This is a genomic window from Campylobacter sp. RM9333 (assembly GCF_020137705.1).
In the GTDB taxonomy this organism is placed as follows: Bacteria; Campylobacterota; Campylobacteria; order Campylobacterales; family Campylobacteraceae; genus Campylobacter_E.
The window spans coordinates 122,758-148,385 of record NZ_JACGAY010000001.1 but is presented as its reverse complement, the minus strand read 5'-3'; the positions used below and the strand labels follow the sequence as shown (position 1 = coordinate 148,385).

Below are 25,628 nucleotides of genomic sequence, written 5' to 3'. Positions count from 1 at the left end.
AATGAGATTTATTAGTATTATATGTTTATTTGCCTGTTTTTTATTTGCAAATGAAAATGTATTAAAGGATTCGTTAGGAAAGGTAAATGTAGATTTTAGTGAAAAAGCCTATGAAGTTAAAGGAATTCATAAAAAATTAAATCTTAAGTGTAATGATTGCCACCTAGAAGCACAAGCAAAAGATTATTCATCAGCTATGCTAAATAGTTGTATAAAATGCCACGGGGATTATTCAAAACTAGCAGAATATACTGCAGGTTACGGACATAATAATAATGTTCATCAAAGCCCACATTATGATAAATTAGACTGCGATAATTGTCATAAAACTCATAAACCATCTGTTAATATGTGTGCTAGATGCCATAGCCAAGAAATCTTAAAAAATTTAAAAGTAAAATAAAGGAGAATACATGAAAAATAAAATAGCTTTTACTTGTATGATAGTAATCATAACTCTTGTTTTAGTATTCTTAGGAGAAAAAATTGTTCATGTAACAGGCAAATATCCGTTTTGTGGGAGTTGCCATTCTTGGGATGGACCTATAGCAATCACAAATGTTAATGATGATATACACGGGGCTAAAAATCCTAAAGGAGTAGTAGTTAATTGTGCTGATTGTCATTTACCACACGATAATTTGGCAAAATACTTATTAACTAAAGCTAAAAACGGAATAGCAGAAGGCTTTACAACTTTAACAAAAGACCCAACTAAAAAAGATTGGTTAGCAAATAGAGAACACGCTAGAAAAAATTATACTTTTGATAGCTCTTGTCTAAAATGCCACGAAAATGCTTTCGTAAAAGATAATGAAAGCACATTACCAATCCATCTTACTTATCTAAGCTTTAAAGGTAGTGCTGATGAGATGAAATGCACCGATTGTCATAAACATGTAGGGCATAAAGATTTAGCACAAACTTTATATGATTTAAAGGACACAACTCCACATAGTTGGGAAGATTGGGAAAAACAAAGAGCTAAGCAATAAGCTTAGCTAATAGAATTTAGAATTAATTCTAAATTCTATAAATTCTTTTTCAAACTTAACTCAAATTCTTTTTCAAACTTAACTCAAATTCTTTTTCAAACTTAACTCAAATTCTTTTTCAAACTTAACTCAAATTCTTTTTCAAACTTAACTCAAATTCTTTTTCAAACTTAACTCAAATTCTTTTTCAAACTTAACTCAAATTCTTTTTCAAACTTAACTCAAATTCTTTTTCAAACTTAACTCAAATACTTTTTTAAACTTAACTCAAATTCTTTTTCAAACTTAACTCAAATTCTTTTTCAAACTTAACTCAAATACTTTTTTAAACTTATTGATTTTAAAGTTCCATTTGATTTACTTCACGCCAAGCTTCAAGTAAACCATTAGCAACTTTCATAACTTCATCTAATTTAGCAGTGTCACTATCAATTATTACCTTACTAAGTGTGCTAATTTGATGAGAATAAAGCCCTTGTAAATAATAACTAACATCGCCTTGACTAAAGTCTAAATAATTTAATAGCTCAACAAAAATTGCTGTGGCTTTTTTAATATTTTTACATTTGGCTTCTATATCGTTTTTTTCTATGGCTTTTTTGGCACGAGAGCAAAACCTAAGTATGCCCTCGTATAAAAGCTCAATCATTTTCTCATTACTCTCAATTGAAATATTGTTATGAGAATAACTCGCATAAGCATTACTTACCATTTATATTCCTTATTTATTAGCAAATGCTGCATTTGTTAAAGCTGTAATCGTTTGGCTTTGATTATCAAGCTTATTTAAAATAACATCATACATACTTAGTCTAGTAGCTAAAATCTCATATCTTTTCTCAATTTCTTCATTGGTTTTTTTGATTTCTTCATTTAGCTTTTTAACATCATCTTCTAAATTTTTATTATATTTAGTAAGAGTTCCATCAGTGCCTACCATACTATCTAAAGTATCTTTAAATGTTCTAAACACTCCTGTTTGCTCTGTTTTAATAGTTCTTATTGTTTTTTCTTCTAAACCAAGTTGTAATAACTTCTCGCTAGAACCACCTATTTCAAGTGCATTTTTTCCATCACTTGTAATAATAATATTATTTTCTTTACCTAATTTAGCCGTTACACCATCTATTTTCGCATCATTAATAGCTTCAATTAATTTATTTATATACTCTTCTTGAGTTACTTTGCTATCTTGTTCATTTAACTTATCTAGGAATTCTTTTTTAAAGGTAATTTCCTTACCATTTATCTTCAAATCCCCTTCAGCTAAAGCTACTTTTTGACTAATTGTCTTACTTGTAGTGCTTAATTCTTGGTATTTTACGCTACCTTGTAAGAAATTTTTAATTCCTTCGCTATTTTTCTTATAAGCTTCTTCAAATTTTGATTTTTTAAAAGTTAAAATTCCTTTTTCATTAAGCTCAAACCCCATACCAGATAAACTAATTCCATTTGAATCAGTCTTAGTAATCATTGATGATAACATTGTTTTTAGCTTACTTACTTCGCTAATTCCTTGCAAACTTCCTGCTGTTTTTTTCTCTTTATCAAAACCTGTTGAGGTAGCAAGAGAATTAACTATAGAATTATAATTCGTTGTAAAAGTAGTTAAATGCTCTGTTAAAGAATCTAAATCATCGCTTACTTTAAAGTTGGTAATACCTTCTTTTTTAAGAGAAATTTTTGCTCCAATTATTAAATCATCAATGGTATTTGTGCTTCTGCTAATCTCAATACCTTCATAAATAAACTTAGCATCTTGCGCTGTTTGAACATGGTTTGATTTTGCATCAATTCCATCATATTTAGTTTGAGCAGCTTTTACATCTAATTCATTTATAAAATAATTCTCCCTAGAAGTTTCAAAAAATTCTTGAATTCCTTTCTTTTGTTCTTCTGTTAAACTATCAAAATTAGTAGTTTTATTTATACTAACTGCTTTTGTTTGGTTAGTAGCACTATCTTTGTATGAAATATTTAATTCTTCTCCGGTATTTTTAATATATTCAACCCAGTTTTTTGTTTGTTGAGCCATATCGTTTTTATCTTTAAATTCAGCAAAAACTGCTTTTCTCTCATCAGCACTTAGTTTAGATAAATCTGTATCTTTATTAATAGTAAATTCAATATCCTTCTCAACAATTTTATCACCACCATTTGGGTCATTTACAAAAGCTTTATATGTTAATTTTTTTTCACTACTTAATTCAGAAACTTGTTTTTGAATATTTTCTAAGTATCCACTACCACCTAAAATAACTTTAGATGCGTCTAATTGCTCGTTAGCTTTTTTAAGCTCTGTTTTAGCGGCACTAGCATTTGCAGCGTCTAATAAACCAAGCTTTTTAAGAACTGCTTTTGAAAACTCTGCTGTATTAGGGTCGTCAAGTTTAAAAGCACTTCCAAATACTATTTCATTATCAACTCCTGCTTCTTTACTTGTAATCATAAGCCTATAATTATCATGACCTGTATCTAAAACCTTAGTGCTTACAAAATCGCTTAATTTTTTATTATTTTCATTTGTAGCTGATAGAATTTTGTCATTTAAAGTTTGTAAAGAATCCCCTGAATTTACCTTAATAGTAAATGTTTGTTTATTTACAGTGATTTTAAACTCTGCTTCTTTTAGCATTTCTTTTTGACCATCACTTTTAATAATACCAACATCGTTAAATATGCCATAAGTTTCGCTAGAAAAAGAATTAGTCTGATAAGCGTCTTTTGTAGCAAGTTGCTTAACATTAATATCAAAATCACTTACTTTAACACCCTTAGTAGTAGTCATACTAGCACTCTCACCTGTAGCATCTACTTTACTTTTAGAAAATGCTTCTCCTTCTACTAAAGAAGATATATCACCTTTAAAACTGCCTAAAAGTGTTGTTAAATCTGTTAAATCCTTTTGCTTTGCTTGTGTATCAGATAGTTTTTTATTAGGTATTGCTAATAAAGATTTTTGCTCGTTTGCTTTTAAAGCGTCATATTTTTCTTTAAATTGAAATTTATTAGCTCCTGCTATTAATCCTAAACCTGTTCCCATATTTAACTCCTTTTAAATTCTTTAAAGCAATTAACTCTTTTTATCAAAAATAATTCCTATTGCTTCTTTCATACTTTCGCTAAGCTTAATTACTTCTTCATTTGGAATTTTACGAATAATTTGACCTGATTTTGTAGCGATTACATCTACATACATTTGATTGATTTTATCGTTATAACCAAATCTTACATCAGTTTGTAACTCTTCCATATTTTCATTTAATTTTTTAATAGATTCATCAAGCTTTTCTTTTGTTATTTCCTTGTTTATTTCTTCATTTTTTTGCTTACCTGAATTTGTTTCAATATGAGTTTGTTCAACTGGGCGCATTTTAGTTGTTTCTGCACTTGCTTTTAGTTGAGTATCATATTGAGAACTCGCTGCTTTAAAAATCTCCATTACTATCTCCTTTTAATAAGCTTTTTTCTAAATCGGCTAAAGTTTAAAAAACTTCATAGCTTTTGAAAAATTTTTCATCATTTTCTAATAATTTTAAATCTATTAATTTATTTATTACATCTTTATTGCAATCAGTTGTGCTAGGCCATTCGCTTAAATAGCCATCTATTTCGCCTTTTGAATACGCTGCAACCAAAATCCCATTATCATCTATTTTAATATCAGTGCTAGGGTCGTAATTATTAAACGCTCTCCAAATTAACATATAAGGATTATTTAAATTAACTCCTTTGTCAAATAAAACAACAATCCCACCTAAGTTATTTTTACAAGCATTATAAATAGTGTCTAAATTATGCTTTCTATCTAAGCTTATACAAGTAATTTGTGTTTTTGCTTCAGGATAGAAAATGTTGTATTCGTATAAACCAAATTCTTTTAAATCATCTAATAAATTTTTAAGATTTGGTTTAAAACTTGTTTTATCCATTTCTTGTTTTTCTACTTTAAAGGTATGAGCTTTATAAGTAGATTTTGAAGTAGCGTCAAGCCCTAACTTACCACCCATACCTAATTTAGTGCTAGAATGATCTAGTTCATCGCATAATCCATAACTTAATAATAATTTTTTAGGAGAGAAATTATTTAAAATATATTCTGTAATTTTAGGATAATCATTCAAACTAGGTGCATTCTCATCTACAAAAATAGCATTTTTTACAAAACTCATCTGCCCTACTCCCCAAAATGCGTGCATATTAGCTAATGCTAAGCCATCATAATTGCTTTTTACTTTAGCTAAGATTAGATTATGAAAAACACCATTTTCAGGCATACAATAATCAATCAAATCAGGGCAAGTTGTCTTAAGTAATGGTAAAAATATTCTCTCTGTTCCATACCCCATCCATTTATCTTCAAGTGGTGGTTTACCAACTACGGTTGCATTATAAATTGGCTCATTTTTGCCTGTAATTTTTGTAATTTTCATAACAGGAAAATTACCTTGTGGAGTATAAAATCCCGTATGATCGCCAAATGGACCTTCAATAGCAAAATGATTTACATCAATTTCGCCTTCTATTACAAAATCACTATTACTTGGAACATACAAATCATTAGTATCACATTTAACTAATTTTGCTCCTTGTTTTTTAATAAATCCATAAAGCATTAATTCAAATATACCTTTAGGCAATGGTGCTTGAGCGCAAAATATATGAAGTGGGTCATCGCCTATTGCAATAGCTATTGGCATTTTTTTATTTGCGGCTTTATATTCGTAAAAGAAATTATTAGCATCTTTATGAAGTTGAAAGTGCATTATCAAATGCCCTTCATCTAATACTTGCAAACGATACATTCCTAAATTATTTTGCTTACCATCAAGACTTTTGGTATAAACCTGACCCATTGTAATAAATGCACCTGCATCTTTTTCCCAAGTTTTAAGGATTGGAATTTGATTTAGAGAATATGTTTTTTGCTTACAAGGTGCGTTTTTGTTTATTTCTCTTTTTGGAGCTATATTTTTTAAAGAAAATAATTTATTTGCAAGGTTTAATTTAGCACCAAATGTAGGTGGAATATGTAGCTTTAATAAGCTCTCAATCTCATCTGCAATCTCATCAGGATTTTTACCTAAAACCAAATTAAGTGCTTTGCTATTTGCAAAAACATTCATAATAATTGGCATATCATAATTTATATTGCCTTTTTTTGGATTTGTAAATAACAAAACTTTTGAATCACTCTTTTTAGCTTCTAAATAAGCTAAATGAGCGATTTCTAACTCAACATCTAAAGGTGTATTTATAATCTTTAAAAGATTTTCTTTTTTTAATTTTTCTATATAATTTTTCATAGCATTTCTTTTAATAATTCTTCATTTTCAGCTAGAATTTCTAAAGCTCCGTGCTTTATAAATTCCTTTGCTAAAACTACCCCAAAATCATTTGCATTTGCTTGATTAATCTTTCTTTGCATTTTTATAATTTTACTAGCATCAATTAAGCCAATAATCGCATTTACGCAAATAATCTCATCATCAATAAAAGCTGCATTAATTCCTATTGGAGCACCACAACCGCCGTTTAAAGTAGCAGTAAAATCACGCTCAATTTTGCATAATAATGCTGTTTTAGGGCAATTTAATTTAGATACAAGATTTAACACCTTTTCATCATTAATACTCTCAATCGCAACAGCACCTTGACCTGCTGAAGGTATCATAATTTTTGTATCTAAAATCTCATAATTTAACTCATCTAAAAGATTTAATCTCTTAAGTCCTGCATAAGCTAAAACTATCGCATCAAATTCGCCATCTTTTAATTTTTTAAGTCTAGTTTGTAGATTTCCCCTTAATGAATGAATAGAAAAATCATCTCTAATTAATCTTAATTGCATTTGGCGGCGAAGACTTGTTGTGCCGATTTTTGCACCTTGTTTTAGTTCATTTAATGATTTTTCATTTCCACGAAAAACCACAACATCATTAGGAATTTCTCTTTTGCAAATACTAGCAAGTTTAAAATCATACGCCAAACTTGCCCCAACATCTTTTAAAGAATGAACGCTAATTTGTGCAAGCCCATCGTGCATTGCATTTTCTAATTCTTTAATAAACAAATTCTTCCCACCAATTTTTGCTAAAGGAGTATCTAAAATAACATCTCCTTTAGTGCTAAGCTCTAATAATTCTATATTTAAACTAGGCTCAATTTCTTGTAATTTTGCCTTTACAAATTCGCTTTGCCATAAAGCAAGTAATGATTTTCTAGTAGCTATTTTCATATTTTTCCTTTAAGATTGTTGTTTTATTCTGCAAACTAATGCTTCTTGTAAAAGTGTTCTTGCAACCACTTTTTCTTCTTTTACCATTTTGATATTGTCACCTAAATCTTCAAATATTTTATATTCATCTTTATTTATTCTAATTATTACATTAGCATTTGGGTCATAATCAAGTATTTTTTTACTAACTACTTCTAAGACTTGTTCGTTTGAAATAGTAACAATTACTGCTGCACTTGTTTTAATACTAGCATTATCAAAACTTGTATTTTGCTCTGCACTAGCATAAAAAACATTTTCTCCCCTACTTTGTCCAAGCTCAACTAAACTCATATCATTTTCTAGCACGATATAAGGAATACCTTGAGTTTTTAATCTTAGCACAACTTCTTGACCAAGTGAGCCATATCCAAATATTACAAAATGTCCGCTCATTGATTCAATCTTAGGAGCTACGGTAATTATCTCATCATTAGTAATACTTGCAAGAGATTTTATATTTTTTAAAATAAAAGGAGATAAAACCATACTTAAAATTACTGATAAAGTAAGCATTTGAGCTGTATTTGTATCTAGCATTTTATTTGCAACCAATAAAGTAAATATTGCTAAAGCAAATTCTCCAATTTGACTAACGCTTAATGCAGTTTTTAACGAATCACTTTTAGTACTTTTAAGACTTAATAATAAAAATATACATAAAGTCTTAATTAGCATAATACCAATTGTAAGTGCAATTATTATATACCAATACTGAATGATAATATTTATATTAATTTGAAGCCCAACGGTTATGAAGAAAAATCCTAATAACAAATCTCTAAATGGGATTAAGTCAGCTTCTATTTGGTGTTTAAATTCAGTTTCTGCTATCATCATTCCTGCAATAAATGCACCAAGTGAATATGAAAACCCAAAAAATGAAGCTAAAAACGAAGCACCAACGACAGTGAAAAGTATCGTTGCTATGAATATTTCTTGAGAATTTGTTTTTAATACAAAATAAAGCACCCTGCTATAAATATATTTTCCAATTAAAAATAATAACAAAAGCACAATAAAAGCTGATATTAAAGTCTTAACAACTAAAGTGCTAATTGCAACTCCATCTTGATTGAAAATATCAATCATCAATAATAGTGGAATTACTGCAATATCTTGAAATAATAATATTCCTAAAGCTTTTCTTCCATATCGCTGATTTATGTCTTGATTTTCATTTAGTATTTTTAGAACTATTGCAGTTGATGAAAGTGAAATTGTAAAGCCAATAATTAAAGCAATATCATCAGCTATATTAAATGCGTGGTGCAAAATTACTGCAAACACAATTCCACATATTCCCATCTGTAAAGCACCATTTATAAATACATCGGTTTTCATAGTTAAAAGGTGTTTGATAGAGAACTCAAGTCCTATGGTAAACATTAAAAATACTATTCCAAATTCTGCAATGTGGCTTAATTGTTCTGAAGTAGTTACAAAAAATACTTCTTCAATAATAAAGCCAGTTGCAATATAACCAATAATTGTTGGTATGCTAAATTTTTTAAGCACTACATTTAAAATAATCGCAATAGCACTTGTAATTAAAAATATTTCTAAAAATTCTTGCATTAGCTACTACCTTTATCATCATAAAATATCACATCGTATTTTTGATTTTGTTTAATTAAGGCGTTTTTCTTAGGCTTTTCTTTTAAACCACTTAGCATTTCTTCATAATCTGCTATTTGACTTTTAAGCTCTAAAATAATGCTAACTCCAGCTAAATTTACCCCCAAATCCCTTGTAAATCTTAAGATTAATTTAATTCTATCCACATCTCTTTGCGAATACATTCTAACCTTTCCACAGGTTCTATTAGGCTCAATCAAGCCTTCTCTTTCATATTGTCTTAGAGTTTGTGGATGAATATTTAATTGCTTTGATACTACAGAAATTAAAAATACCGGTTCATCATAGTGCATATTTCCTCCTTTTTATAAATAATCTTTTAAAGCTTTAACCAACTTATCATCAAGCGTATTAATATCAGGTAAAACCACCTTAGCTCTTAAGAATAAATCCCCTTGATTTTTAGAATATGAATTATAAATTCCCCTACCTTTAACACGGATTAATCCACCATTTTTTACATTTTCTTTTAAAGTTACTTTTAAGCCTTGCTCTTTTGGAGTATCAAACTCAACTTTACCACCAAATAAAGCTATTTTTAAAGGAATTTCAAGTTCTTTTGTCAAGTCATCTCCATCACGCTCATACTCTTTTGAATGCTCTATTTTAATAGTTGCTTTTAATGTTAGATTGTCTTTTTGCATAGTTATTTCTTGATTATTTAATACGCCTGATTTAATCTCTACATCAAAACTAACTCCCCTTACATTAATACTTCTAGTAGTTCCTAAAACAGATTCTAAAAAGCTTATTTTTAACTCAACTTGAGCTGGTTTATTATAAGACCTACTTTGCCCTGCTCCAAAACCAAAATGAGAAAATATATCCTCAAATCCACCACTAAAACCGCTTGAATTAAAATTAAAGCCATCAAATCCACCAAAAGAAGGATTATCATAAGCTCTTCTTTTATCTTCATCGCTTAACACTTCGTAAGCTTCGGTAATTTCTTTAAATTTTTCTTCAGCACCCTTATCTTTATTCACATCAGGATGATATTTTCTAGCTAAACTTCTATATGCTTTTTTTATTGTGTCAGTACTTGCGTCTTTTTTAACGCCTAATATATCGTAATAATTCTTCATCTTTTAATCCTATAATAATAAAAATTTTTGAGTAATATTAGCTAGTTAAGCTTAATAGAGTTTAACCACTTACTATCAACTCTTAAATTATACTTAAAGGAGTAAAAATGCAAAAATGTATATTAGTAATTACCGATGGTATCGGATTAAACGATAGATTAGAATACAATTCTTTTTATCACGCAAAAAAACCAAATTATGATTTTTTAAACCAAAATGCAAAATTTTCAAGACTTAAAACAAGTGGCAATGCAGTAGGTCTTCCAGATGGTCAAATGGGAAATAGTGAAGTAGGACATATGAGTATTGGAAGTGGTAGAATTATTTATCAAAACCTAGTTAGAATTGATAACGCTATTAAGGATAAAAGCTTAGAAAATATTAGTATTTTAAAAGACTTTTTGAAAAAATATAAAAATATTCATATAATAGGTTTATATAGCGATGGTGGAGTGCATTCAAGTTATATTCACTTTAACGAAATTGCTAAAATTGCAAGCGTTAATAATAATATTTTTATGCACTTAATAAGTGATGGAAGAGATGTTAAACCAAATTCTTTTAAAGATTTTATAAAAAATAATCCAAGTTTTATAACTCCAAGCAGTATTTCAGGTAGATTTTATGCTATGGATAGGGATAATAACTTAGATAGAACAAATGAATATATAAATATGCTTTTTAGTAAAGCAAATAAAAGTGATTTAGAACAATACATAAACGATAATTATGAGAATAAAATTTATGATGAGTTTTTTAAGCCACTTAATCTTGGTTTTGATGGCATTGGTAAAAATGATGGAGTTATTATCATTAATTATAGAAGCGATAGAGCAAGGCAAATTGCAAGTGAGCTTAAAAATCGTTTAAGTAAAAATCAAGTTTTATGTATGTGTGAATATGATGAAAAACTTGACTTAGGCGTGATTTTTCCAAAAATTGATATTAAAAATACCTTAGCTGAAGTCTTAAGCAAAAATAATTTAAGGCAATTTCACACAGCAGAAACAGAAAAATATGCCCATGTTAGCTTTTTCTTTAATGGCGGGGTAGAGAAAGAATTTCTTAATGAAAAGCGTGTATTAATCCCAAGCCCAAAAGTAAAAAGCTATGATGAATTACCGCAAATGAGTGCTTATTTAGTGTGTAATGAAGTAATTAAGGCTATGAATGATGGTTTTGATTTTATCGTAGTTAATTTTGCAAATGGCGATATGGTAGGTCATACAGGAAATTATGAAGCTTGTATTAAAGCAGTTGAGTGCGTTGATGAATGCTTAGGCAAAATCATTAAAGCTTGTAAAGAAAATAATTATGCTATGCTCTTAACTTCAGATCATGGAAACTGCGAAGATATGAAAGATTTAAATGGCAATATTTTAACCAATCATACAACTTATGATGTTGGTTGCTGGCTTTATAATTATCATAAAGATAGTAATTTAAAAGATGGCTCATTAGCAAATATTGCTGCTAGCGTGCTAAAAATACTAAATTTAAATAAGCCTAGCGAAATGGAAGAAGCTTTATTTTAAATCTTTATTCCTAGTTCAAATTCTTTAAAAAATTAATGGAATTTGAATTAGGATTTTAATAAATTTGAATATATTTTATTATTATCATTTTTTAATCATCATAAACTATATCTGATAAAACTGCATATTTTAACAATTCATTATAACTTGTTTTCATTTTAATTCTCCTTTTAATTTATTTAAATAATTTTGATAAACATCATTAGAACAACTACCTCTATTATTATCGTAATTACCTAATTTAAGATAATAATTATCAACAAATAACCTAGCAAAGGAATTAGAAATTCTATCAAAATCAGGATGCTCTGGGATTTTTAGTCCTCTAAAAGACATATATGATTTTGCGTAACTACAAGGCACAAAATAACCATAAATATCATAATTTATTAGCTTATCTTTACTAAGTCTAGTTGGTAATTCTGAAGCTTCTTCTTCAAAACTTTTTTCATAATAATCTTCATATAATTGCACTTCTTTATCAACTATTAAATTTACACTTTTAAAAAATTTTCCATCTATCGTATAGTTTTCTTTTTTAATTGTGCTTAATAATAAGGTATTTGGTTTTTTAAGTTCTGTTACTTCGTGCTTTGGACTTTGCTGTAAATTAAAATAATTTACCAAAAATACACTATAAAAACTAATCATTAAAAATGAGAAAAAATAGAATATACCTTTAATAAATTTTTGATTTTGTCTCATTATAAATTCATAAATTGATTTAATAGGATAATACAATATAAAAGGGAAAATTATTTGAAAAAACAATATTGCTCCAACAGAATCATGGTTGCTAATTTCAACACTAAAATCTAAATAAAAAAATACAACATATAAAACTTTTATAAATCTAGGATAGAGCTTTAATCCTATAAAAAATGTAAGGGCAAAAAGCATAGGATAGGTAATAAACAATGGCACATAAATTATAGGAATTAAAATACTAATAATCCCACCAGCTAAGTCATGTAAATTATCTAAAAAATACGCTAGATATATTAAAAACTCATTCATATCTTACCTTTAAAAATAATTATTAAAATTATGTTACTTTTCGTAATAAATAATATTAAAAAATATTTTTTAATTTAATTTAAAATCACTAATTCAAATTCTTTTAAAATATAGATAGCAAAAGTTTAATTAATATAATCACCAAAATCTCTTTTGCTAAAATCAAACATTTATTATCTTTTCACTTAAAATCTTTTCAATTTTCTTTTGTTGTTTTGTTATGTATTTTTCGCCTAATGGTTGCGCTTCTTCTCTATGCTCTATTTCGTAAGCTCCTTTGCTTATTGCAGAATGTTTTAATCTATATTCAGTGTATAAAAAATAAACAGATAAATCATCAATAAAAGGCAATGAAACCAGCTTGGTTTTAGTTTGATATATTGTGTAAGTTTTTAAGTTTTTACCATTTAAGAAAAATAATATTAAATAACTTGATAAAATATTTAATATTGCAAAAAACATAACTATAGGAAAGAAAATTATTCTAGCTACCCTATAGTCTAATCTATAATTTAAGCTTTTATTTTCTATTTCTTTAGTATTGTAAGTATCTTTATCAAATATATGAGAATACGCTAAAGCAGGTCGCTTTGTTTGCAATCTAAAAACTATATCGCTTTTATTTATTGTTTCGCCTACTTTTTTGTAGCTTTTAGCAATATCAAAAAGACCTTCTTTATCTACTGTATATGTTTCAAAATATATTTTTTCTTTATCTACGCTAATGTAAAAATCATTGTTTTTAACAAATCTAAGCCTTTTAATATGATTTGTCTTTATGAATAAAAAAATAAAAAATATACCGACAATTATTGTAGCTTCGCCTCTTCCTCTTAATCTAATCTCAGTCATTTCTGTATGAGAAGCTTCTGGTAGTTTATCTAAATTGTAAGCTATAAAACAAATTGTGCAAATTAATAATAAAAAAGCAACAATATCATTAAATAATCTAATAAGCTCTAAGCTATATAAATAATCGTTTTTTATTTTATAATCTTTTAAATTGTCTATATTCAAATTAATCCTTTGTTTTTAATAAGATTAATTATATGAAATAAAAATAAAAATCCATAAAATTATTAATATATGTTACTTTTTATAATAAATAATATTAAAAAATATTTTTTATTTAATTTCAAATTCCTAATTTAAATTCTTTTAAAAGATAAAAAATAAAAATTTATAATAAGGTTAATTAGTGGTATAAAATATTTTAGAATTTAATAATCTTCATTTAGCATTTACAACTCCTTTTTTATTTTTATTAATTTCATCAATCTCTGCTTGTATTTTTTTTCTTAATTCTTTTTCATTAGGGCAGGAATTTTCTAAAACTCCTAATATTTCTAAACTTGTTCCAGATAAAGAACTAGAATAATTTTTTGTAGTTTTTACATAATCAATAATTTTTTGAAAATTATCGTATATTTCAAATATATCTTTTTTATAACATAAATCTTGTGGGATTATTGCTGGTTCAATCATTTTTCCATTTTCATCACCTTGTAAATTTAAATATATGTCTTTAGCATGAAGCATAATCACTGTATTTATATATATATAATAAAAATATTCCTTTGACTTTTGTGAATCAAAATATCTTCTATAAGCCATGTCTAAATGCTTATATATTTCATCATGTTTATTTGATTCTTCTTTTAAATAATATATAAATCTATCAATATCTAAATCTGTATATATTAAAACAAGCCTTAACATGGTTGCAAAGCGATTTTGGTTTAGTTCAATATTATCAAAATAATTTTTTCCATATGGTAAGCGTTCGATCATTGAATAAATCTCATTAAAAAATTCATCTTTATAAGTATTTGTAACATACTTAGCATACGATAAATCATCACTTTTAAAAAACATATTTCTATTTAAAATCATCCACCATAAAATGTCTTCTATGCTATCTTTTGGTAAAAGCTCTTTACCTTCTTTAAATTTATCATTCATTTGATTTATAAGAAATATCATTATAAAATTATCATAATTCAAATATTTATGTAATGATTCAATAATAATTCTATATTCCATTGCATTTGCAAATTTAGCAGAAGCTTCTGGATTTTTGCTATATTGTATGTCAAAAGTTTCTTTTTGAACTTCGCTTATAATTGCATAAAAACTTCCTATAATAAGAAAAATTATAGTAAAGATAAAAGCTATTACTTTTTTTAAAATGATTTTTAAATATTTTGTTTGATTTACTTGCATACTCAACCTTAATAAAAAACAAGATTAATTATATCAAATATAAATTTAAAAATAATTATTAAATTTATCTTGTGTTTTATGTTAAATACTTTGAAAATATCTTAAATTCCTAAATTAAATTCTTTTAAAAGATAAAAAATAAAAAATTATAATAAGGTTAATTAGTGGTGTGAAATATTTTAGAATTTAAATTAGGATTTTAATATATTAATTTAGTCCTTAAATTTTGTAAATTACTAAAATTATTTAAAACTACACATTCATTAGTTGCTTATGATTTTATATAAAATAAAAAGGAAAAACTTTATTAATTTAAGTTTTTCCAAATTAATCAATCATCAGTTAAAGCAACTGCAGGGATTAGCTTACTAGCTTGTTTAGCAGGAAAATATCCAAAAAATAAGCCAACTAAAGTGCTACTTAAAAACCCTAACATAATAGCATCAAAATCAACTATCATTTTAATAGGAGCGTCAAGTAAATTAATGCCATAAACAAGCATTAAAGCAATCATTACACCAATACTAGCAGCTACGCTACAAAGCACAACCGATTCAATCAAAAATCCCGTGCTAATATAAGATGGACTTGCTCCGATCGCAAGTTTTACCCCTATTTCTTTCGTTCGCTCTTTTACAACGACAAGCATAATATTCATAACACCAATTCCGCCAACAATCATAGCAATAAACGCAATGCCAAAAATCATTAAACTAAGTGTATTTGTAGTGCTTTCTATACTTTTTTTAATAGCGTCTTGATTAAAGGTCAAAATTGAATTAGCACCCTTTTTAATCTCTAAAATCTGTTTAATACTATTATCAGCTAATTCACTATTTACATCATCTTTAAGCAATACGACAATACGCCTAATATGTTTATTACCATCAAATTTATTGCTAATTGTGCTATTTGGAACATAAACTCTAATATCAAAACCATCTCGCTCATTTTTATCTTTTTTAAGAACTCCAATTACTCTTAATGGCTGACCTTTTAGATATATTATTTTATTTAATGGACTTTCTATTTTAAATAAAGTTTTAGCTAAATTCTCACTAATTACACATACATTCTTAGCGTCTTGTTCTTCTTGCTCGGTAAAAAATCTACCTTCTTTCATCTCCTTAGCACTAATTTGTAAAAAATTCGCAAAAACTCCTGTAGCATCAGTATCTACTTCGTTTTTTAAATAAGTAATATAAGCACCACTTAAACCACTCTCAACCCCAACTTCTTTTACAAAATCAAGCCTTTTAATAAGCTCTAAATCTTGGTATGTTAAATCCTTAATCCTACCTGCATTTCTATCTCCAAATCTTGAGCCTTTATGAACTATAATTGTATTTGTCCCAAGTGATTTTATCTCTTCTAAAATATCAGCTTTCCCACCATTTCCTAAAGCTATCGTTGAAATTACTGAAGCAGTAGCGATTATAAGCCCTAGCATAGTAAGAAATGACCTTAATTTATTTGTGATTAGATTATTTAATGCAAGTTTTACATTTTGAGAAAAAAAGCTAAAACTAGCTATAAATCTATCTTTAAAATTAGCTTTATTTAAATTATCTTCATTTAAATTGCTTGTTTTAAATTCTTTAACATTTTCATCACTAATGATAACTCCATCTTTCATTTTGATAATTCTAGTTGCGTATTTACATAAACTCTCATCGTGAGTTACTAAAATAACCCCAACTCCGTTTTCATTTAGCTCTTTTAGAATTTGCATAAGCTTTATTCCATTTGCACTATCAAGCGCTCCTGTTGGCTCATCTGCTAATATAAAATTTGCATCATTTATAAGTGCTCTTGCCACACTTACACGCTGTTGCTGACCACCACTTAAATGTGCTGCTTTTTTATGAGTATGTTCGCTAAGTTCTAATTTTTCTAATAATTTTTTAGCTTTTTGAATGCTAGTTTGTTTGTTTTTCTTAGCATATAAAGCTCCCATTATTACATTTTCTAATACACTTTGTAAGGGCATTAAATTGTATCTTTGAAATATAAAACCTAAATTATCTCTTCTAAAGGCTGATTTTTCTTCACTATTTAAAGAATACAAATTCTTATCATAAAATATATATTCTCCGCTACTTGGCTCATCAATTAAGCCTATCATATTAAGCAATGTGCTTTTTCCTGAACCACTTTTGCCTAATAATATTACAAACTCGCCTTTTTTTATCTCAATATTTATATCTTTTAATACTTGAGTTGAGCCGTAAAATTTATTTAGATTGCTTATCTTTATCATTAGTTATTACCACTTCATCATCATCATTTAAGCCACTTGTAATTTCTATATTAAAATTATCGCTCTTACCTAAGGTTATATATGCTTTTTTATAGCCTATCTCGCTATTATCTTTAATATTTACAAAATAGCCTTTATTGTCTTTATTAATATAATTAATAGGTAAAGTTAAAGCATTTACTACCTTATCAATTTCTATGGTATTTTGAACATCTATTCCTATTTTTAATTCAGGGTTATTATTTACAAAATATCTAGCATAATAATAAACAGCCCCACTTGAAGTAGCGTTATCAATAACACTAACATCAGCACTATCAATACTATTTATACTAGCTTCTTTAGTACTAGCTCCATCACTTAATGGAGTATATGTGATTTTTTGCCCTACTTTTAATAAGCTAACATCATTTTGTGCTATTTGCATTCTTACTTCCATCTCATCTAAATTAGCTAATTTAATTAGTGTTGGTGAGCTTTGCTTTGAGTTAATTGTCTGACCTAAACTAGCATAAACACCTATTACGCTACCATCAATAGGAGCTTTTACTATTGTTTCATCTAAGCTTTCTTGCATAGTAGAAATATTTGCATTTGTTTGAATTATTTGAGCTTTTATTGAGCTAAGTTTTGCTTTTGCGTTGTAATAATTAGTTTTTGCGTTTAAATAATTTTCTTTAGAGCTAGCACCCTTACTTAATAACTTTTCTTGAGTTTGAAGTTTTACATATAATTCGTTTAAATATACTCTAGCTGCTTCTTCTTCATCATTTAAACTAATTAATTTACTTTTTTCTATAGCCAAATCATTCTTAGCTTTTTCATCATCTAAAATAGCAATAATATCGCCTTTTTTAAGCTTATCTCCTAGCTTTACACGAAATTCTTTAATTTCTCCATTTGCTAAAGTTGCAACATTTACCAAAGAAGGAGAATAAGCCTTGCCTACTGCTTCAACATTAATTGATAAATCCATTCTTTTTGGTTTAATAATTCTAAAATTATTATTAGTTTCATCATTACTAAAATATGCAAAACTAAATATGCCTATAATTATTACTATCAAAATAGCTAGTATTTTTTTCATTTTATCCCTTCTTTAATTTATTTTTGCTAAAATCTCAATTTTTAAAATATTTATCAAAAAAGGTTAATAAATGGCAGAAAACGAAGAAGTTGTAGCACCAAAATCAAAAGGTTCTAGTTTGGTTTTAATTTTAGTAACCGTTTTATTACTTGTTGTATTAATCATAGGCGGTTTAGTTATATTTTTATTAATGGGAAGTGGCGATGAAGAAAAGGCTGATGAAAGTGTAAAAACCGAGCAAGTTGAGAAAAAACCTGCTAAGAAAAAGAACGAAATGTCAGCTGATGTTGGTGTTATTTATCCATTAGATGGCTTTACCGTGAATTTAGTAAGTGATAGTGGGACTAAATATTTAAAATGCAAAATTGAATTAGAGCAAAATATAGAAACACTAACACCAGAACTTGATAAAAAAATACCTATTATTAAAGATAAAATAATAGAAACTCTAAGCTCAAAAAGTGTAGAAGAAATAAGCACAGGAAAAGGCAAAGAAAGATTAAAAGAAGAAATTATCAATAAAATTAATGAAGTATTAAATGATGGCTTTATCAAAAATATTTATTTTACTGATTTTGTGATTACTTGATGATTGGTTGTGATATTGTTGAGATTGCTAGAGTTGAGAAAATTCTAGCTAAATCTCAAATTAAATTCTTAAAAAAAATCCTTACCGAAAACGAATTAAAAACTCTAAGTTCTAATTCAAATTCTATTGCAGGTTATTACGCAGCAAAAGAAGCAGCTAGCAAAGCTTTAGGCTGTGGAATTAGTAAAGATTGCTCTTTTATGGATATAGAAATTATAAAAAATAATCAAAATAGACCTAGTATTTTATTTAGTGAAAAAATTTTTAATAAATTTGGAGTAAAATCAGCTCATCTTAGTATTAGCCACGATGCAGGGATTGCAATGGCTGTTGTTATGCTGGAGAAATAAATTGAAAAATTATCTTGAATTATTAAAATATAGTAAGACTTTTAAAATTCTCATCTTAGTTCAATTCATAACTTATTTTGGGGCTTGGTTTTCACAAATTGGTGTTTATACTATGCTAATTGAATTTGATTTTAGCAAGTTTAGTTGGAATATTTTAGGCTCTGAAATAAATCACGAAAGTATGAAAAAATGGGCTATATCTTTTTCTGCTGTATTTGCATTTTTGCCTACTATTTTAATGGCACCAATTAGTGGAATTATAATTGATAGTTTTAAGTCTAAAAAACTTTTATTATTATCAATTATCATTGAATTGTTTTCAGTATTTTTACTAATTTTTATAAAAGACGCTAGTTATATTTTTATACTATTTTTACTAATTTTTATAAGACTTGCGGTTGCAAGTTTATATTTTCAAACTGAAATGAGTTTATTGCCACATATTTTTGATAAAGACAGATTAAAGCTAGCAAATGAGTTATTTTCAGTAGTTTGGGCTATTTCATACACTACAGGAATGGCAGTTGCTGGTATGTTTATACATTATTTTGGGGTTTATAATGCCTTTTTGCTTGATTGCTTTTTATTTTTAATTGGAATTACATTATTATTTTTTATAAAAATAGAAGTAAAAAATGAAAAATTTTATTTCAAAAATATCACAAAAATGGCTAAAGAAGGTTTGTTTTATTTACTAGGAAATAAAAAAATATTACATTTAATATTATTACACGCCTTTATAGGATTTACAGCTTATGATGCTTTGATTAATTTTTTAGCTGGATATGATTATTTAAATAAAGTATATTTTCTAAAAGAAATTCTAAGCACAGGTTTAATAATAGGACTTAGTAATGCAATTAGAGCTTTATCTTTAGTAGTTGGACCTTTAATTTTAAGTAAAGTCGTAAATCACAAAAGATTATTTTATTTTTTTATTTTACAAGGCTTAGGGATTATTACTTGGGCTTTACTTCAATTTAATTTCTGGGTATCTTTTATAGGTTTAATATTTGCTGGATTTTTTACTAGCACGATATGGTCTTATACTTATACAGCAATTCAAAACAATTGCGATAAAGAATATTATGGCAGAGTGATTGCTTATGTTGATATGATTTATATGAGCTTTTCATTAGCAATTACTTTACTAACTGGTTGGTTATTTGATAATAAAGTTGGCACTTTTTATATTACAATATTAATTGGAAGTTGCTTTATAATAGGTGCTTTTTATTGGTTATTTTATATAAGGAATTATGGATGCGAAAAGTAATTTTAATAGGTGCTAGCACAGGTGGTCCTAGTCAGATTAAGTATTTAATTCAAGATTTAAAACTTGTAAATACAACAATAGTTATTGCTCAACATATGCAAGCAAATTTTTTACCAAGTTACGCACATCAACTTGATAAAGAATGTTTAAGTGATGTTGCGTTATTAGAAAATACTTGCTTTTTAGATGATAAAAAAATATATATTTGTCAATACAATACGGAGTTATTTTCAAATCTAAGGGCTAATTTTAATAATGGAGTTTTTCCATTTTGTCCTAATGTAGATTTATTGTTTAATAGTGCTTCAAAACTTACAAAAGACTATGAAATACTAGCAATATTATTAACAGGGATTGGAGATGATGGTGCTAAAGGTTTATTTGAACTATACAAAAAAGGTGCTAAGTGTATAGGCGAGAGTGAAAAATCTTGCATAGTTTATGGAATGCCAAAAAGAGCTTATGAATTAAACAATAATCTTTTACAACTTGACATTGAAGATATAAAAAAAGAAATTGTAAATTTCATTCAAAGGTAGGTTTTATGTTTAGTTTTTTATCAAATAAAAAAGATATAGAAAATCAACAAAAAGAAGAGTTTAAATTCCACGACGATAATTATGAATTTGATATGCTTTTATTAAAAATTAGACAAGTTTGTGGAATTGATTTAGAAGTTAAAAAAACAACAATAAGACCAAAATTAATCAAATTTTGCACTAATAATAATTTAAGCTCTTTTTCTCAATTAACTAATAAAATGGATTTAAACCTTCCTATTAGACAAGAATTATTTGACTTAATAACTGTTTGTGAAACTTATTTTTATAGAGAACTAAAACAACTTAATGAATTAATTTATATCCTAAGAGCAGAACCTAGCAAAAGAAGAATTTTATGCGCTCCAAGCTCAAGTGGAGAAGAAGTATATTCAATACTAATGCTAGCAAATGAAGCAGGGATTACTAATCTTTCAATCTTAGGAATAGATATAAATGCTGAAATTATTCAAAAAGCAAGAGCTAGAAGATATTCAAAACGCTCATTATATAATCTAAATGATAATCTAATCAAAAAATACTTTGACCAAGACAATGATGAATATGTGATAAAAAGCCAATATTTTTCTAATGCTAAGTTTGAAGTTGTGAATGTATTTGATAAGAAATTTTTAGAATTAGGTAAATTTGATGTGATACTTTCAAGAAATATGATGATTTATTTTAATGAAGAATACAAATACCGCTTGGTTGATAATTTTGTCAAAAATCTCAATGATGGCGGAATGTTTTTTGCAGGACACGCTGATTTAGTTCCAAGTCATAATGAATTAAAAAAAGTATATGCAAATACTTGTACTTACTATGTAAAAGAATAATTAGAAATTAAATTCCTAATTATTCACGCCATAAAGTTAATTTCTCTCCTTTAAAGCCACTGCATTTATATAATTTAGTAGCTTCATCTTTACCTTTTAGCTTTAATTCATCAACTAATTCTAATTCATATATACTAGCGTCTTTTAAGGCTGCTAAAGTGTTATGAGAGATTAAGATATTTGCCTTATAGTTTTTACAAGAGCTTTCTACCCTACTTGCAGTATTTACTCCATCTCCTATGCAAGTATAATCACTTCTTGAAAGGCTTCCCATCTCTCCTACAATACATTCACCTGTGTTAATTCCTATACCTATATTTATATAAGGAAGTCCTTTTTTACCCCAATCTTCGTTTAAAAGCTTTAAAGCTTTTATTTGCTCAATTGCAGCTTGTAAAGCACAATCAGCGTGATTTTCTAAATCATTTGGAGCATTAAAATACGCCATAACAGCATCGCCTATATATTTATCAACCGTTCCATTGTATTTAAAAATAATATCACTCATAGGGGTCATATATTTATTTAAGAAATTAACCAAATCAGAAGCATCCATATTCTCACTAATCGTAGTAAAATCTCTAATATCACTAAAAAATACTGATATTTCTCTTTTGCTTGTGCTAAATACATTGCTATCTGTATTAATTAATTGCTCTGCTACTCTTTTTGAAACCTTTTTTTCTAGCTTAGCTTTTATAAATTCTTTTTGTCTGCTTTCTAAAAAGAAGTTAATTAATATCCCAATTACTCCCATAATAGCTAAAACCAAAATAAGTTCAAATGTATGAAGTAAATACTTCTTGCTAATTATAAAATAATAATGCCCTAAAATAATAGTTGCTAAAAGTATTAAATGCCATAAAACTTGTAAAATTATGCTTTTAAAATACATAAAAGAAACACTAAGAGCAATTATTAATAATAAAGAAATTAAAAGTATTTCAGATGAATATTTTGGGGTTGTTAGGTATTCATCATTTAATAAATTATCTATAGCATTTGCGTGGATTTCAACACCTGGTAAGTTTTCATCTAATGGATTGCTTCTAATATCATTAAGCCCTACAACGCTAGTTCCAATTAAAACTATTTTATCTTTAAAGAACTCTTTACTAATAGTCCCATCTAAAACATCAATAGCACTAATATAATCATAATGCGGAGATTTTCCTTTAAAATATAAACCAAGCAATGCGTGAGCATTCACTACAAAGCTATCCTTATCTCCTAATACTAAATGTATATCTTTAAAATTATCCCCAATTGCTTTAATATCATCAATTCCTAGATATTTTGCATACATTGCAAGACTAAGACTTGGCAAGAGTTGTTTAAACTCACCATCATCATAATAAATCATCATAAAGGCATTTCTGATTACATTATCTAAATGTGAATATGAATTAACAAATCCATTTGCATAAGCATTATCACTTAATTCTTCTATACTTGCTGTAATATTTTTGCCATGTTCAAGCAATGAATAATCAATATTATCTTCAGCTATACTTTGATTACTTAATGGGGCTAATTTTTTTTCCGTATCGTTTATATAAGAACCTAAGTTTATAGCATAGGCTAAAATACTATTTGTCTTTGAAAGTGCCATAGCAAAAGCTTTATCAGTATCTTGAGTGCGTTGGCAAAAATGATATTTTGGAATGTTTAAAGAATTAAACTCCGTATCATTCATCTTTTTAGTAATTTCTCCACGCTTATCGCTTTCTGCAAAATAAATATCAAATCCTACTACACTAGCAGAATTTAATTTATACACCAAACAAGCAAGAATATCTCTATCCCAAGGCCATTGCCCAAGACTAGCTAAGCTTTTTTCATCAATATCAACTATAGCAATTCTACTATCACCTTTAATATTGTGATTAAAATAAGCATTAATTCTAAAAAACATATCGTGAGTTAAATTATCTAGCCTTGTGATAATACCAACTTCTTTTATAGTTATAAAAAATGAAAAAACAATCATTAAAATTGATAAAACTATAAAAGAATAAAATTTCTTAAACTTACTTAAATGTCTAATCAATTTTTAGCCTTTAATTTAATATAAATTTGAAGAATATCAATTGCAGCTGGAGTAATTCCACTAATTCTACTTGCATCAAACAAATTATCAGGCTTATTTTTTTCAAGTTTTTCTACAACTTCATTACTAAGCCCACTAATTCCACGATAAGTAAAATCATTTGGAATTTTAATCTTAATCAAATTCGCTTGATTTTGAATACTTTCATCTTGTAATTTTACATAATGATAATATTTTGCATCAAGTAAAATTTCATCTAAAACAAAATCATTTAAATTAGCCAAACTTGGTGCTAAAGAAAGCATTTTTTCCTTTGTTATCGTGCTACGAGCTATGATTTTTTGAAGAGTTGTTGGTTGAGAAATCGGCTCTTCATTAATACTTGCTAATAATTCATTGAAAGAATTTGAAGGAACAACCCTGCTTTCACATAAGAACTCTAAACCTTTTTTAATATCATTTATTTGATTTTCATAGTATTTAAAGCTATTTTCATCTCTTAAACCACACTCATAAGCGTATTTATTAAGCCTTGTGATTGCATTGCTTTCACGAAGTAATAATCTAAACTCAGCCCTACTTGTAAACATTCTATAAGGCTCTTTTGTGCCTTTTGTAACTAAATCATCAATTAAAACACCAATATATCCTTCATCACGGCGTAACACAAGTCCATCTTTATTATCAATTGCCAAACTTGCATTTATTGCTGCCATAAGCCCTTGAGCTGCTGCTTCTTCATAACCAGTTGTCCCATTTACTTGACCTGCTAGATAGAAGTTTTTAATAATTTTACTTTCTAAAGTATGAAACAAATCAAGTGGGTCAAAATAATCATATTCTATTGCATAGCCGTGTCTTGTGATTTTAGCATTTTCAAAGCCTTTAACCGAGCGTATCATTGAATGTTGAACTTCAAATGGTAAAGAAGTTGAAAAACCATTTATATAATATTCTGTAGCTTCTTTTGTCTGTGGCTCAATAAATAAATGATGACTTTCTTTATCCGCAAAACGATTGATTTTATCTTCTATACTAGGACAATATCTAGGGCCAACTCCTTTAATTTGTCCTGTAAACATAGGAGCTTTATCAAAATTTGAACGGATAATATCATGAGTTGTTGTATTTGTATGCGCTATATAGCAAGGAAGTTGCGGCAATGTATGAGAAGTAAATTCTAAGCTAAATCCTTTAGTATTTAAATCACTTTCTTGAGTTTCTAATACGCTAAAATCAATACTACCTGCTGCAATTCTAGGACAAGTTCCAGTTTTAAGTCTTCCACGATTAAGCCCTAAAGCAGCTAAATTATCGCCTAACTCACTAGCACTAAGCTCTCCTACACGACCACTTTTTATCTTGCTTAAACCTACATGAATTAAACCATTTAAAAATGTCCCACTGCATAAAATTATTTTCTTAGCTTCATAAGTTTTATTAAGCTCGGTTTTTACTCCATAAGCTTCATTATCTTTTACCAAAAGCTCTGTAACCATTTCTTGAGAAATGTCTAAATTAGGCATATTTAATAATATATTTTTAGCATTTTTATTGTATTCATCCATATCTATTTGAGCTCTAGTCCCACGAACAGCTGCACCTTTGCTCTCATTTAAAGTCTTGTAATTAATCGCACTTAAATCAGTAATCTTTGGCATAATTCCGCCAAGTGCAGCTATTTCTTTTACTAAATGCCCTTTTGCAAGTCCGCCTATTGCAGGATTGCAAGAAGTTGCTCCAATTCTATCGTTTAAAATCGTAAGAAGTAGTGTTTTTTTACCCATTTTAGCACTTGCGTGTGCTGCTTCAACACCAGCATGACCAGCACCAATTACTATAATATCATACATCATTAATCCTTTTTT

23 protein-coding genes are annotated in these 25,628 nt (G+C 27.5%); 8 read left to right on the top strand and 15 right to left on the bottom strand.

Going from position 1 to position 25,628, the window contains the following annotated elements; genetic code table 11:
* Nucleotide 1: 1 nt before the first annotated feature.
* Together AVBRAN9333_RS00700 and AVBRAN9333_RS00695 are read left to right on the top strand one after the other, a co-directional pair.
* Nucleotides 2–403 carry a cytochrome c3 family protein gene (locus AVBRAN9333_RS00700; protein ID WP_214117905.1) on the top strand — a complete coding sequence of 134 codons (402 nt, stop codon included), beginning with the start codon at nucleotides 2–4 and terminating at the stop codon, nucleotides 401–403.
* Nucleotides 404–413: 10 nt separating this feature from the next.
* Nucleotides 414–995 (top strand): cytochrome c3 family protein, encoded by a 582-nt coding sequence (locus AVBRAN9333_RS00695; protein ID WP_214117904.1) that lies wholly within the window; start codon nucleotides 414–416, stop codon nucleotides 993–995.
* A gap of 340 nt (nucleotides 996–1,335) precedes the next feature.
* Here the strand turns inward: AVBRAN9333_RS00695 and fliS are convergent, their stop codons facing one another.
* The 8 genes from fliS to AVBRAN9333_RS00655 are packed head-to-tail and all read right to left on the bottom strand — an operon-like array spanning nucleotide 1,336 to nucleotide 9,995.
* Nucleotides 1,336–1,707, bottom strand: coding sequence for a flagellar export chaperone FliS (fliS, locus tag AVBRAN9333_RS00690; protein ID WP_214116767.1), 372 nt, complete (start codon nucleotides 1,705–1,707; stop codon nucleotides 1,336–1,338).
* 9 nt (nucleotides 1,708–1,716) lie between these two features.
* Nucleotides 1,717–4,038 carry a flagellar filament capping protein FliD gene (gene fliD / locus AVBRAN9333_RS00685; protein WP_336609256.1) on the bottom strand — a complete coding sequence of 774 codons (2,322 nt, stop codon included), beginning with the start codon at nucleotides 4,036–4,038 and terminating at the stop codon, nucleotides 1,717–1,719.
* Between the two features lie 30 nt (nucleotides 4,039–4,068).
* Nucleotides 4,069–4,437, bottom strand: a complete 369-nt coding sequence (locus tag AVBRAN9333_RS00680) for a flagellar protein FlaG (protein ID WP_214116763.1) — start codon at nucleotides 4,435–4,437, stop codon at nucleotides 4,069–4,071.
* Between the two features lie 43 nt (nucleotides 4,438–4,480).
* Entirely contained in the window at nucleotides 4,481–6,301 is a 1,821-nt protein-coding gene (locus AVBRAN9333_RS00675; protein ID WP_214116761.1) for a menaquinone biosynthesis decarboxylase, read from the bottom strand.
* Nucleotides 6,298–7,233, bottom strand: coding sequence for a hydroxymethylbilane synthase (gene hemC / locus AVBRAN9333_RS00670; RefSeq protein ID WP_336609255.1), 936 nt, complete (start codon nucleotides 7,231–7,233; stop codon nucleotides 6,298–6,300). The genes AVBRAN9333_RS00675 and hemC overlap by 4 nt, the downstream gene beginning before the upstream one ends.
* Nucleotides 7,234–7,242: 9 nt before the next feature.
* Nucleotides 7,243–8,850 (bottom strand): cation:proton antiporter domain-containing protein, encoded by a 1,608-nt coding sequence (locus tag AVBRAN9333_RS00665; protein WP_214116756.1) that lies wholly within the window; start codon nucleotides 8,848–8,850, stop codon nucleotides 7,243–7,245.
* Nucleotides 8,850–9,203 (bottom strand): heat shock protein transcriptional repressor HspR, encoded by a 354-nt coding sequence (locus AVBRAN9333_RS00660; RefSeq protein ID WP_214116754.1) that lies wholly within the window; start codon nucleotides 9,201–9,203, stop codon nucleotides 8,850–8,852. The genes AVBRAN9333_RS00665 and AVBRAN9333_RS00660 overlap by 1 nt, the downstream gene beginning before the upstream one ends.
* Before the next feature lie 12 nt (nucleotides 9,204–9,215).
* Nucleotides 9,216–9,995 (bottom strand): DnaJ domain-containing protein, encoded by a 780-nt coding sequence (locus AVBRAN9333_RS00655; RefSeq protein ID WP_214119978.1) that lies wholly within the window; start codon nucleotides 9,993–9,995, stop codon nucleotides 9,216–9,218.
* Nucleotides 9,996–10,102: 107 nt separating this feature from the next.
* Here AVBRAN9333_RS00655 and gpmI point away from each other — a divergent pair, with 107 nt between their 5' ends.
* Entirely contained in the window at nucleotides 10,103–11,530 is a 1,428-nt protein-coding gene (gpmI, locus tag AVBRAN9333_RS00650; RefSeq protein ID WP_336609254.1) for a 2,3-bisphosphoglycerate-independent phosphoglycerate mutase, read from the top strand.
* Nucleotides 11,531–11,683: 153 nt separating this feature from the next.
* Here gpmI and AVBRAN9333_RS00645 read toward each other — a convergent pair whose 3' ends face one another.
* The 5 genes from AVBRAN9333_RS00645 to AVBRAN9333_RS00625 all read right to left on the bottom strand — a co-directional run bounded on the left by AVBRAN9333_RS00645 (nucleotide 11,684) and on the right by AVBRAN9333_RS00625 (nucleotide 18,117).
* On the bottom strand, nucleotides 11,684–12,547 hold the full coding sequence (locus AVBRAN9333_RS00645) for a hypothetical protein (protein WP_336609253.1): 864 nt from the start codon (nucleotides 12,545–12,547) through the stop codon (nucleotides 11,684–11,686).
* 162 nt (nucleotides 12,548–12,709) lie between these two features.
* Nucleotides 12,710–13,564 (bottom strand): hypothetical protein, encoded by an 855-nt coding sequence (locus AVBRAN9333_RS00640; protein WP_336609252.1) that lies wholly within the window; start codon nucleotides 13,562–13,564, stop codon nucleotides 12,710–12,712.
* A 213-nt stretch (nucleotides 13,565–13,777) separates the two neighbouring features.
* Nucleotides 13,778–14,770, bottom strand: a complete 993-nt coding sequence (locus tag AVBRAN9333_RS00635) for a hypothetical protein (protein ID WP_336609251.1) — start codon at nucleotides 14,768–14,770, stop codon at nucleotides 13,778–13,780.
* A 331-nt stretch (nucleotides 14,771–15,101) separates the two neighbouring features.
* Nucleotides 15,102–17,030: an ABC transporter permease gene (locus AVBRAN9333_RS00630; protein ID WP_214120042.1), complete on the bottom strand. Its 1,929-nt coding sequence runs from the start codon at nucleotides 17,028–17,030 to the stop codon at nucleotides 15,102–15,104.
* Entirely contained in the window at nucleotides 17,005–18,117 is a 1,113-nt protein-coding gene (locus AVBRAN9333_RS00625; protein ID WP_214120043.1) for an efflux RND transporter periplasmic adaptor subunit, read from the bottom strand. Before AVBRAN9333_RS00625 ends, AVBRAN9333_RS00630 begins: the two co-directional genes overlap by 26 nt.
* A gap of 70 nt (nucleotides 18,118–18,187) precedes the next feature.
* Here AVBRAN9333_RS00625 and fliL point away from each other — a divergent pair, with 70 nt between their 5' ends.
* The 5 genes from fliL to AVBRAN9333_RS00600 are packed head-to-tail and all read left to right on the top strand — an operon-like array spanning nucleotide 18,188 to nucleotide 21,710.
* On the top strand, nucleotides 18,188–18,706 hold the full coding sequence (fliL, locus tag AVBRAN9333_RS00620; protein ID WP_214116740.1) for a flagellar basal body-associated protein FliL: 519 nt from the start codon (nucleotides 18,188–18,190) through the stop codon (nucleotides 18,704–18,706).
* Nucleotides 18,706–19,056: a holo-ACP synthase gene (gene acpS, locus AVBRAN9333_RS00615; RefSeq protein ID WP_214116738.1), complete on the top strand. Its 351-nt coding sequence runs from the start codon at nucleotides 18,706–18,708 to the stop codon at nucleotides 19,054–19,056. Before fliL ends, acpS begins: the two co-directional genes overlap by 1 nt.
* A 1-nt stretch (nucleotide 19,057) precedes the next feature.
* Nucleotides 19,058–20,332 (top strand): MFS transporter, encoded by a 1,275-nt coding sequence (locus tag AVBRAN9333_RS00610; protein ID WP_250325857.1) that lies wholly within the window; start codon nucleotides 19,058–19,060, stop codon nucleotides 20,330–20,332.
* Entirely contained in the window at nucleotides 20,320–20,871 is a 552-nt protein-coding gene (locus AVBRAN9333_RS00605) for a CheB methylesterase domain-containing protein (RefSeq protein WP_214116734.1), read from the top strand. Before AVBRAN9333_RS00610 ends, AVBRAN9333_RS00605 begins: the two co-directional genes overlap by 13 nt.
* Before the next feature lie 5 nt (nucleotides 20,872–20,876).
* Nucleotides 20,877–21,710: a CheR family methyltransferase gene (locus AVBRAN9333_RS00600; RefSeq protein WP_214116732.1), complete on the top strand. Its 834-nt coding sequence runs from the start codon at nucleotides 20,877–20,879 to the stop codon at nucleotides 21,708–21,710.
* 19 nt (nucleotides 21,711–21,729) lie between these two features.
* Here the strand turns inward: AVBRAN9333_RS00600 and AVBRAN9333_RS00595 are convergent, their stop codons facing one another.
* Nucleotides 21,730–23,760 (bottom strand): CHASE2 domain-containing protein, encoded by a 2,031-nt coding sequence (locus AVBRAN9333_RS00595; RefSeq protein ID WP_336609250.1) that lies wholly within the window; start codon nucleotides 23,758–23,760, stop codon nucleotides 21,730–21,732.
* Nucleotides 23,757–25,613, bottom strand: coding sequence for a tRNA uridine-5-carboxymethylaminomethyl(34) synthesis enzyme MnmG (gene mnmG / locus AVBRAN9333_RS00590; RefSeq protein ID WP_336609249.1), 1,857 nt, complete (start codon nucleotides 25,611–25,613; stop codon nucleotides 23,757–23,759). Before mnmG ends, AVBRAN9333_RS00595 begins: the two co-directional genes overlap by 4 nt.
* Nucleotides 25,614–25,628: the final 15 nt, after the last annotated feature.

What these genes read in the sequence shown, in the direction of transcription:
- AVBRAN9333_RS00600 (WP_214116732.1), top strand. Translation starts at nt 20,877, where the DNA reads ATGTTTAGTTTTTTATCAAATAAAAAAGATATAGAAAATCAACAAAAA.
- AVBRAN9333_RS00700 (WP_214117905.1), top strand. Translation starts at nt 2, where the DNA reads ATGAGATTTATTAGTATTATATGTTTATTTGCCTGTTTTTTATTTGCA.
- acpS (WP_214116738.1), top strand. Translation starts at nt 18,706, where the DNA reads ATGATTGGTTGTGATATTGTTGAGATTGCTAGAGTTGAGAAAATTCTA.
- gpmI (WP_336609254.1), top strand. Translation starts at nt 10,103, where the DNA reads ATGCAAAAATGTATATTAGTAATTACCGATGGTATCGGATTAAACGAT.
- AVBRAN9333_RS00680 (WP_214116763.1), bottom strand. Translation starts at nt 4,437, where the DNA reads ATGGAGATTTTTAAAGCAGCGAGTTCTCAATATGATACTCAACTAAAA.
- AVBRAN9333_RS00645 (WP_336609253.1), bottom strand. Translation starts at nt 12,547, where the DNA reads ATGAATGAGTTTTTAATATATCTAGCGTATTTTTTAGATAATTTACAT.
- AVBRAN9333_RS00655 (WP_214119978.1), bottom strand. Translation starts at nt 9,995, where the DNA reads ATGAAGAATTATTACGATATATTAGGCGTTAAAAAAGACGCAAGTACT.
- AVBRAN9333_RS00605 (WP_214116734.1), top strand. Translation starts at nt 20,320, where the DNA reads ATGCGAAAAGTAATTTTAATAGGTGCTAGCACAGGTGGTCCTAGTCAG.
- AVBRAN9333_RS00630 (WP_214120042.1), bottom strand. Translation starts at nt 17,030, where the DNA reads ATGATAAAGATAAGCAATCTAAATAAATTTTACGGCTCAACTCAAGTA.
- AVBRAN9333_RS00665 (WP_214116756.1), bottom strand. Translation starts at nt 8,850, where the DNA reads ATGCAAGAATTTTTAGAAATATTTTTAATTACAAGTGCTATTGCGATT.
- fliS (WP_214116767.1), bottom strand. Translation starts at nt 1,707, where the DNA reads ATGGTAAGTAATGCTTATGCGAGTTATTCTCATAACAATATTTCAATT.
- AVBRAN9333_RS00675 (WP_214116761.1), bottom strand. Translation starts at nt 6,301, where the DNA reads ATGAAAAATTATATAGAAAAATTAAAAAAAGAAAATCTTTTAAAGATT.
- AVBRAN9333_RS00625 (WP_214120043.1), bottom strand. Translation starts at nt 18,117, where the DNA reads ATGAAAAAAATACTAGCTATTTTGATAGTAATAATTATAGGCATATTT.
- AVBRAN9333_RS00635 (WP_336609251.1), bottom strand. Translation starts at nt 14,770, where the DNA reads ATGCAAGTAAATCAAACAAAATATTTAAAAATCATTTTAAAAAAAGTA.
- AVBRAN9333_RS00660 (WP_214116754.1), bottom strand. Translation starts at nt 9,203, where the DNA reads ATGCACTATGATGAACCGGTATTTTTAATTTCTGTAGTATCAAAGCAA.
- hemC (WP_336609255.1), bottom strand. Translation starts at nt 7,233, where the DNA reads ATGAAAATAGCTACTAGAAAATCATTACTTGCTTTATGGCAAAGCGAA.
- fliD (WP_336609256.1), bottom strand. Translation starts at nt 4,038, where the DNA reads ATGGGAACAGGTTTAGGATTAATAGCAGGAGCTAATAAATTTCAATTT.
- fliL (WP_214116740.1), top strand. Translation starts at nt 18,188, where the DNA reads ATGGCAGAAAACGAAGAAGTTGTAGCACCAAAATCAAAAGGTTCTAGT.
- mnmG (WP_336609249.1), bottom strand. Translation starts at nt 25,613, where the DNA reads ATGTATGATATTATAGTAATTGGTGCTGGTCATGCTGGTGTTGAAGCA.
- AVBRAN9333_RS00695 (WP_214117904.1), top strand. Translation starts at nt 414, where the DNA reads ATGAAAAATAAAATAGCTTTTACTTGTATGATAGTAATCATAACTCTT.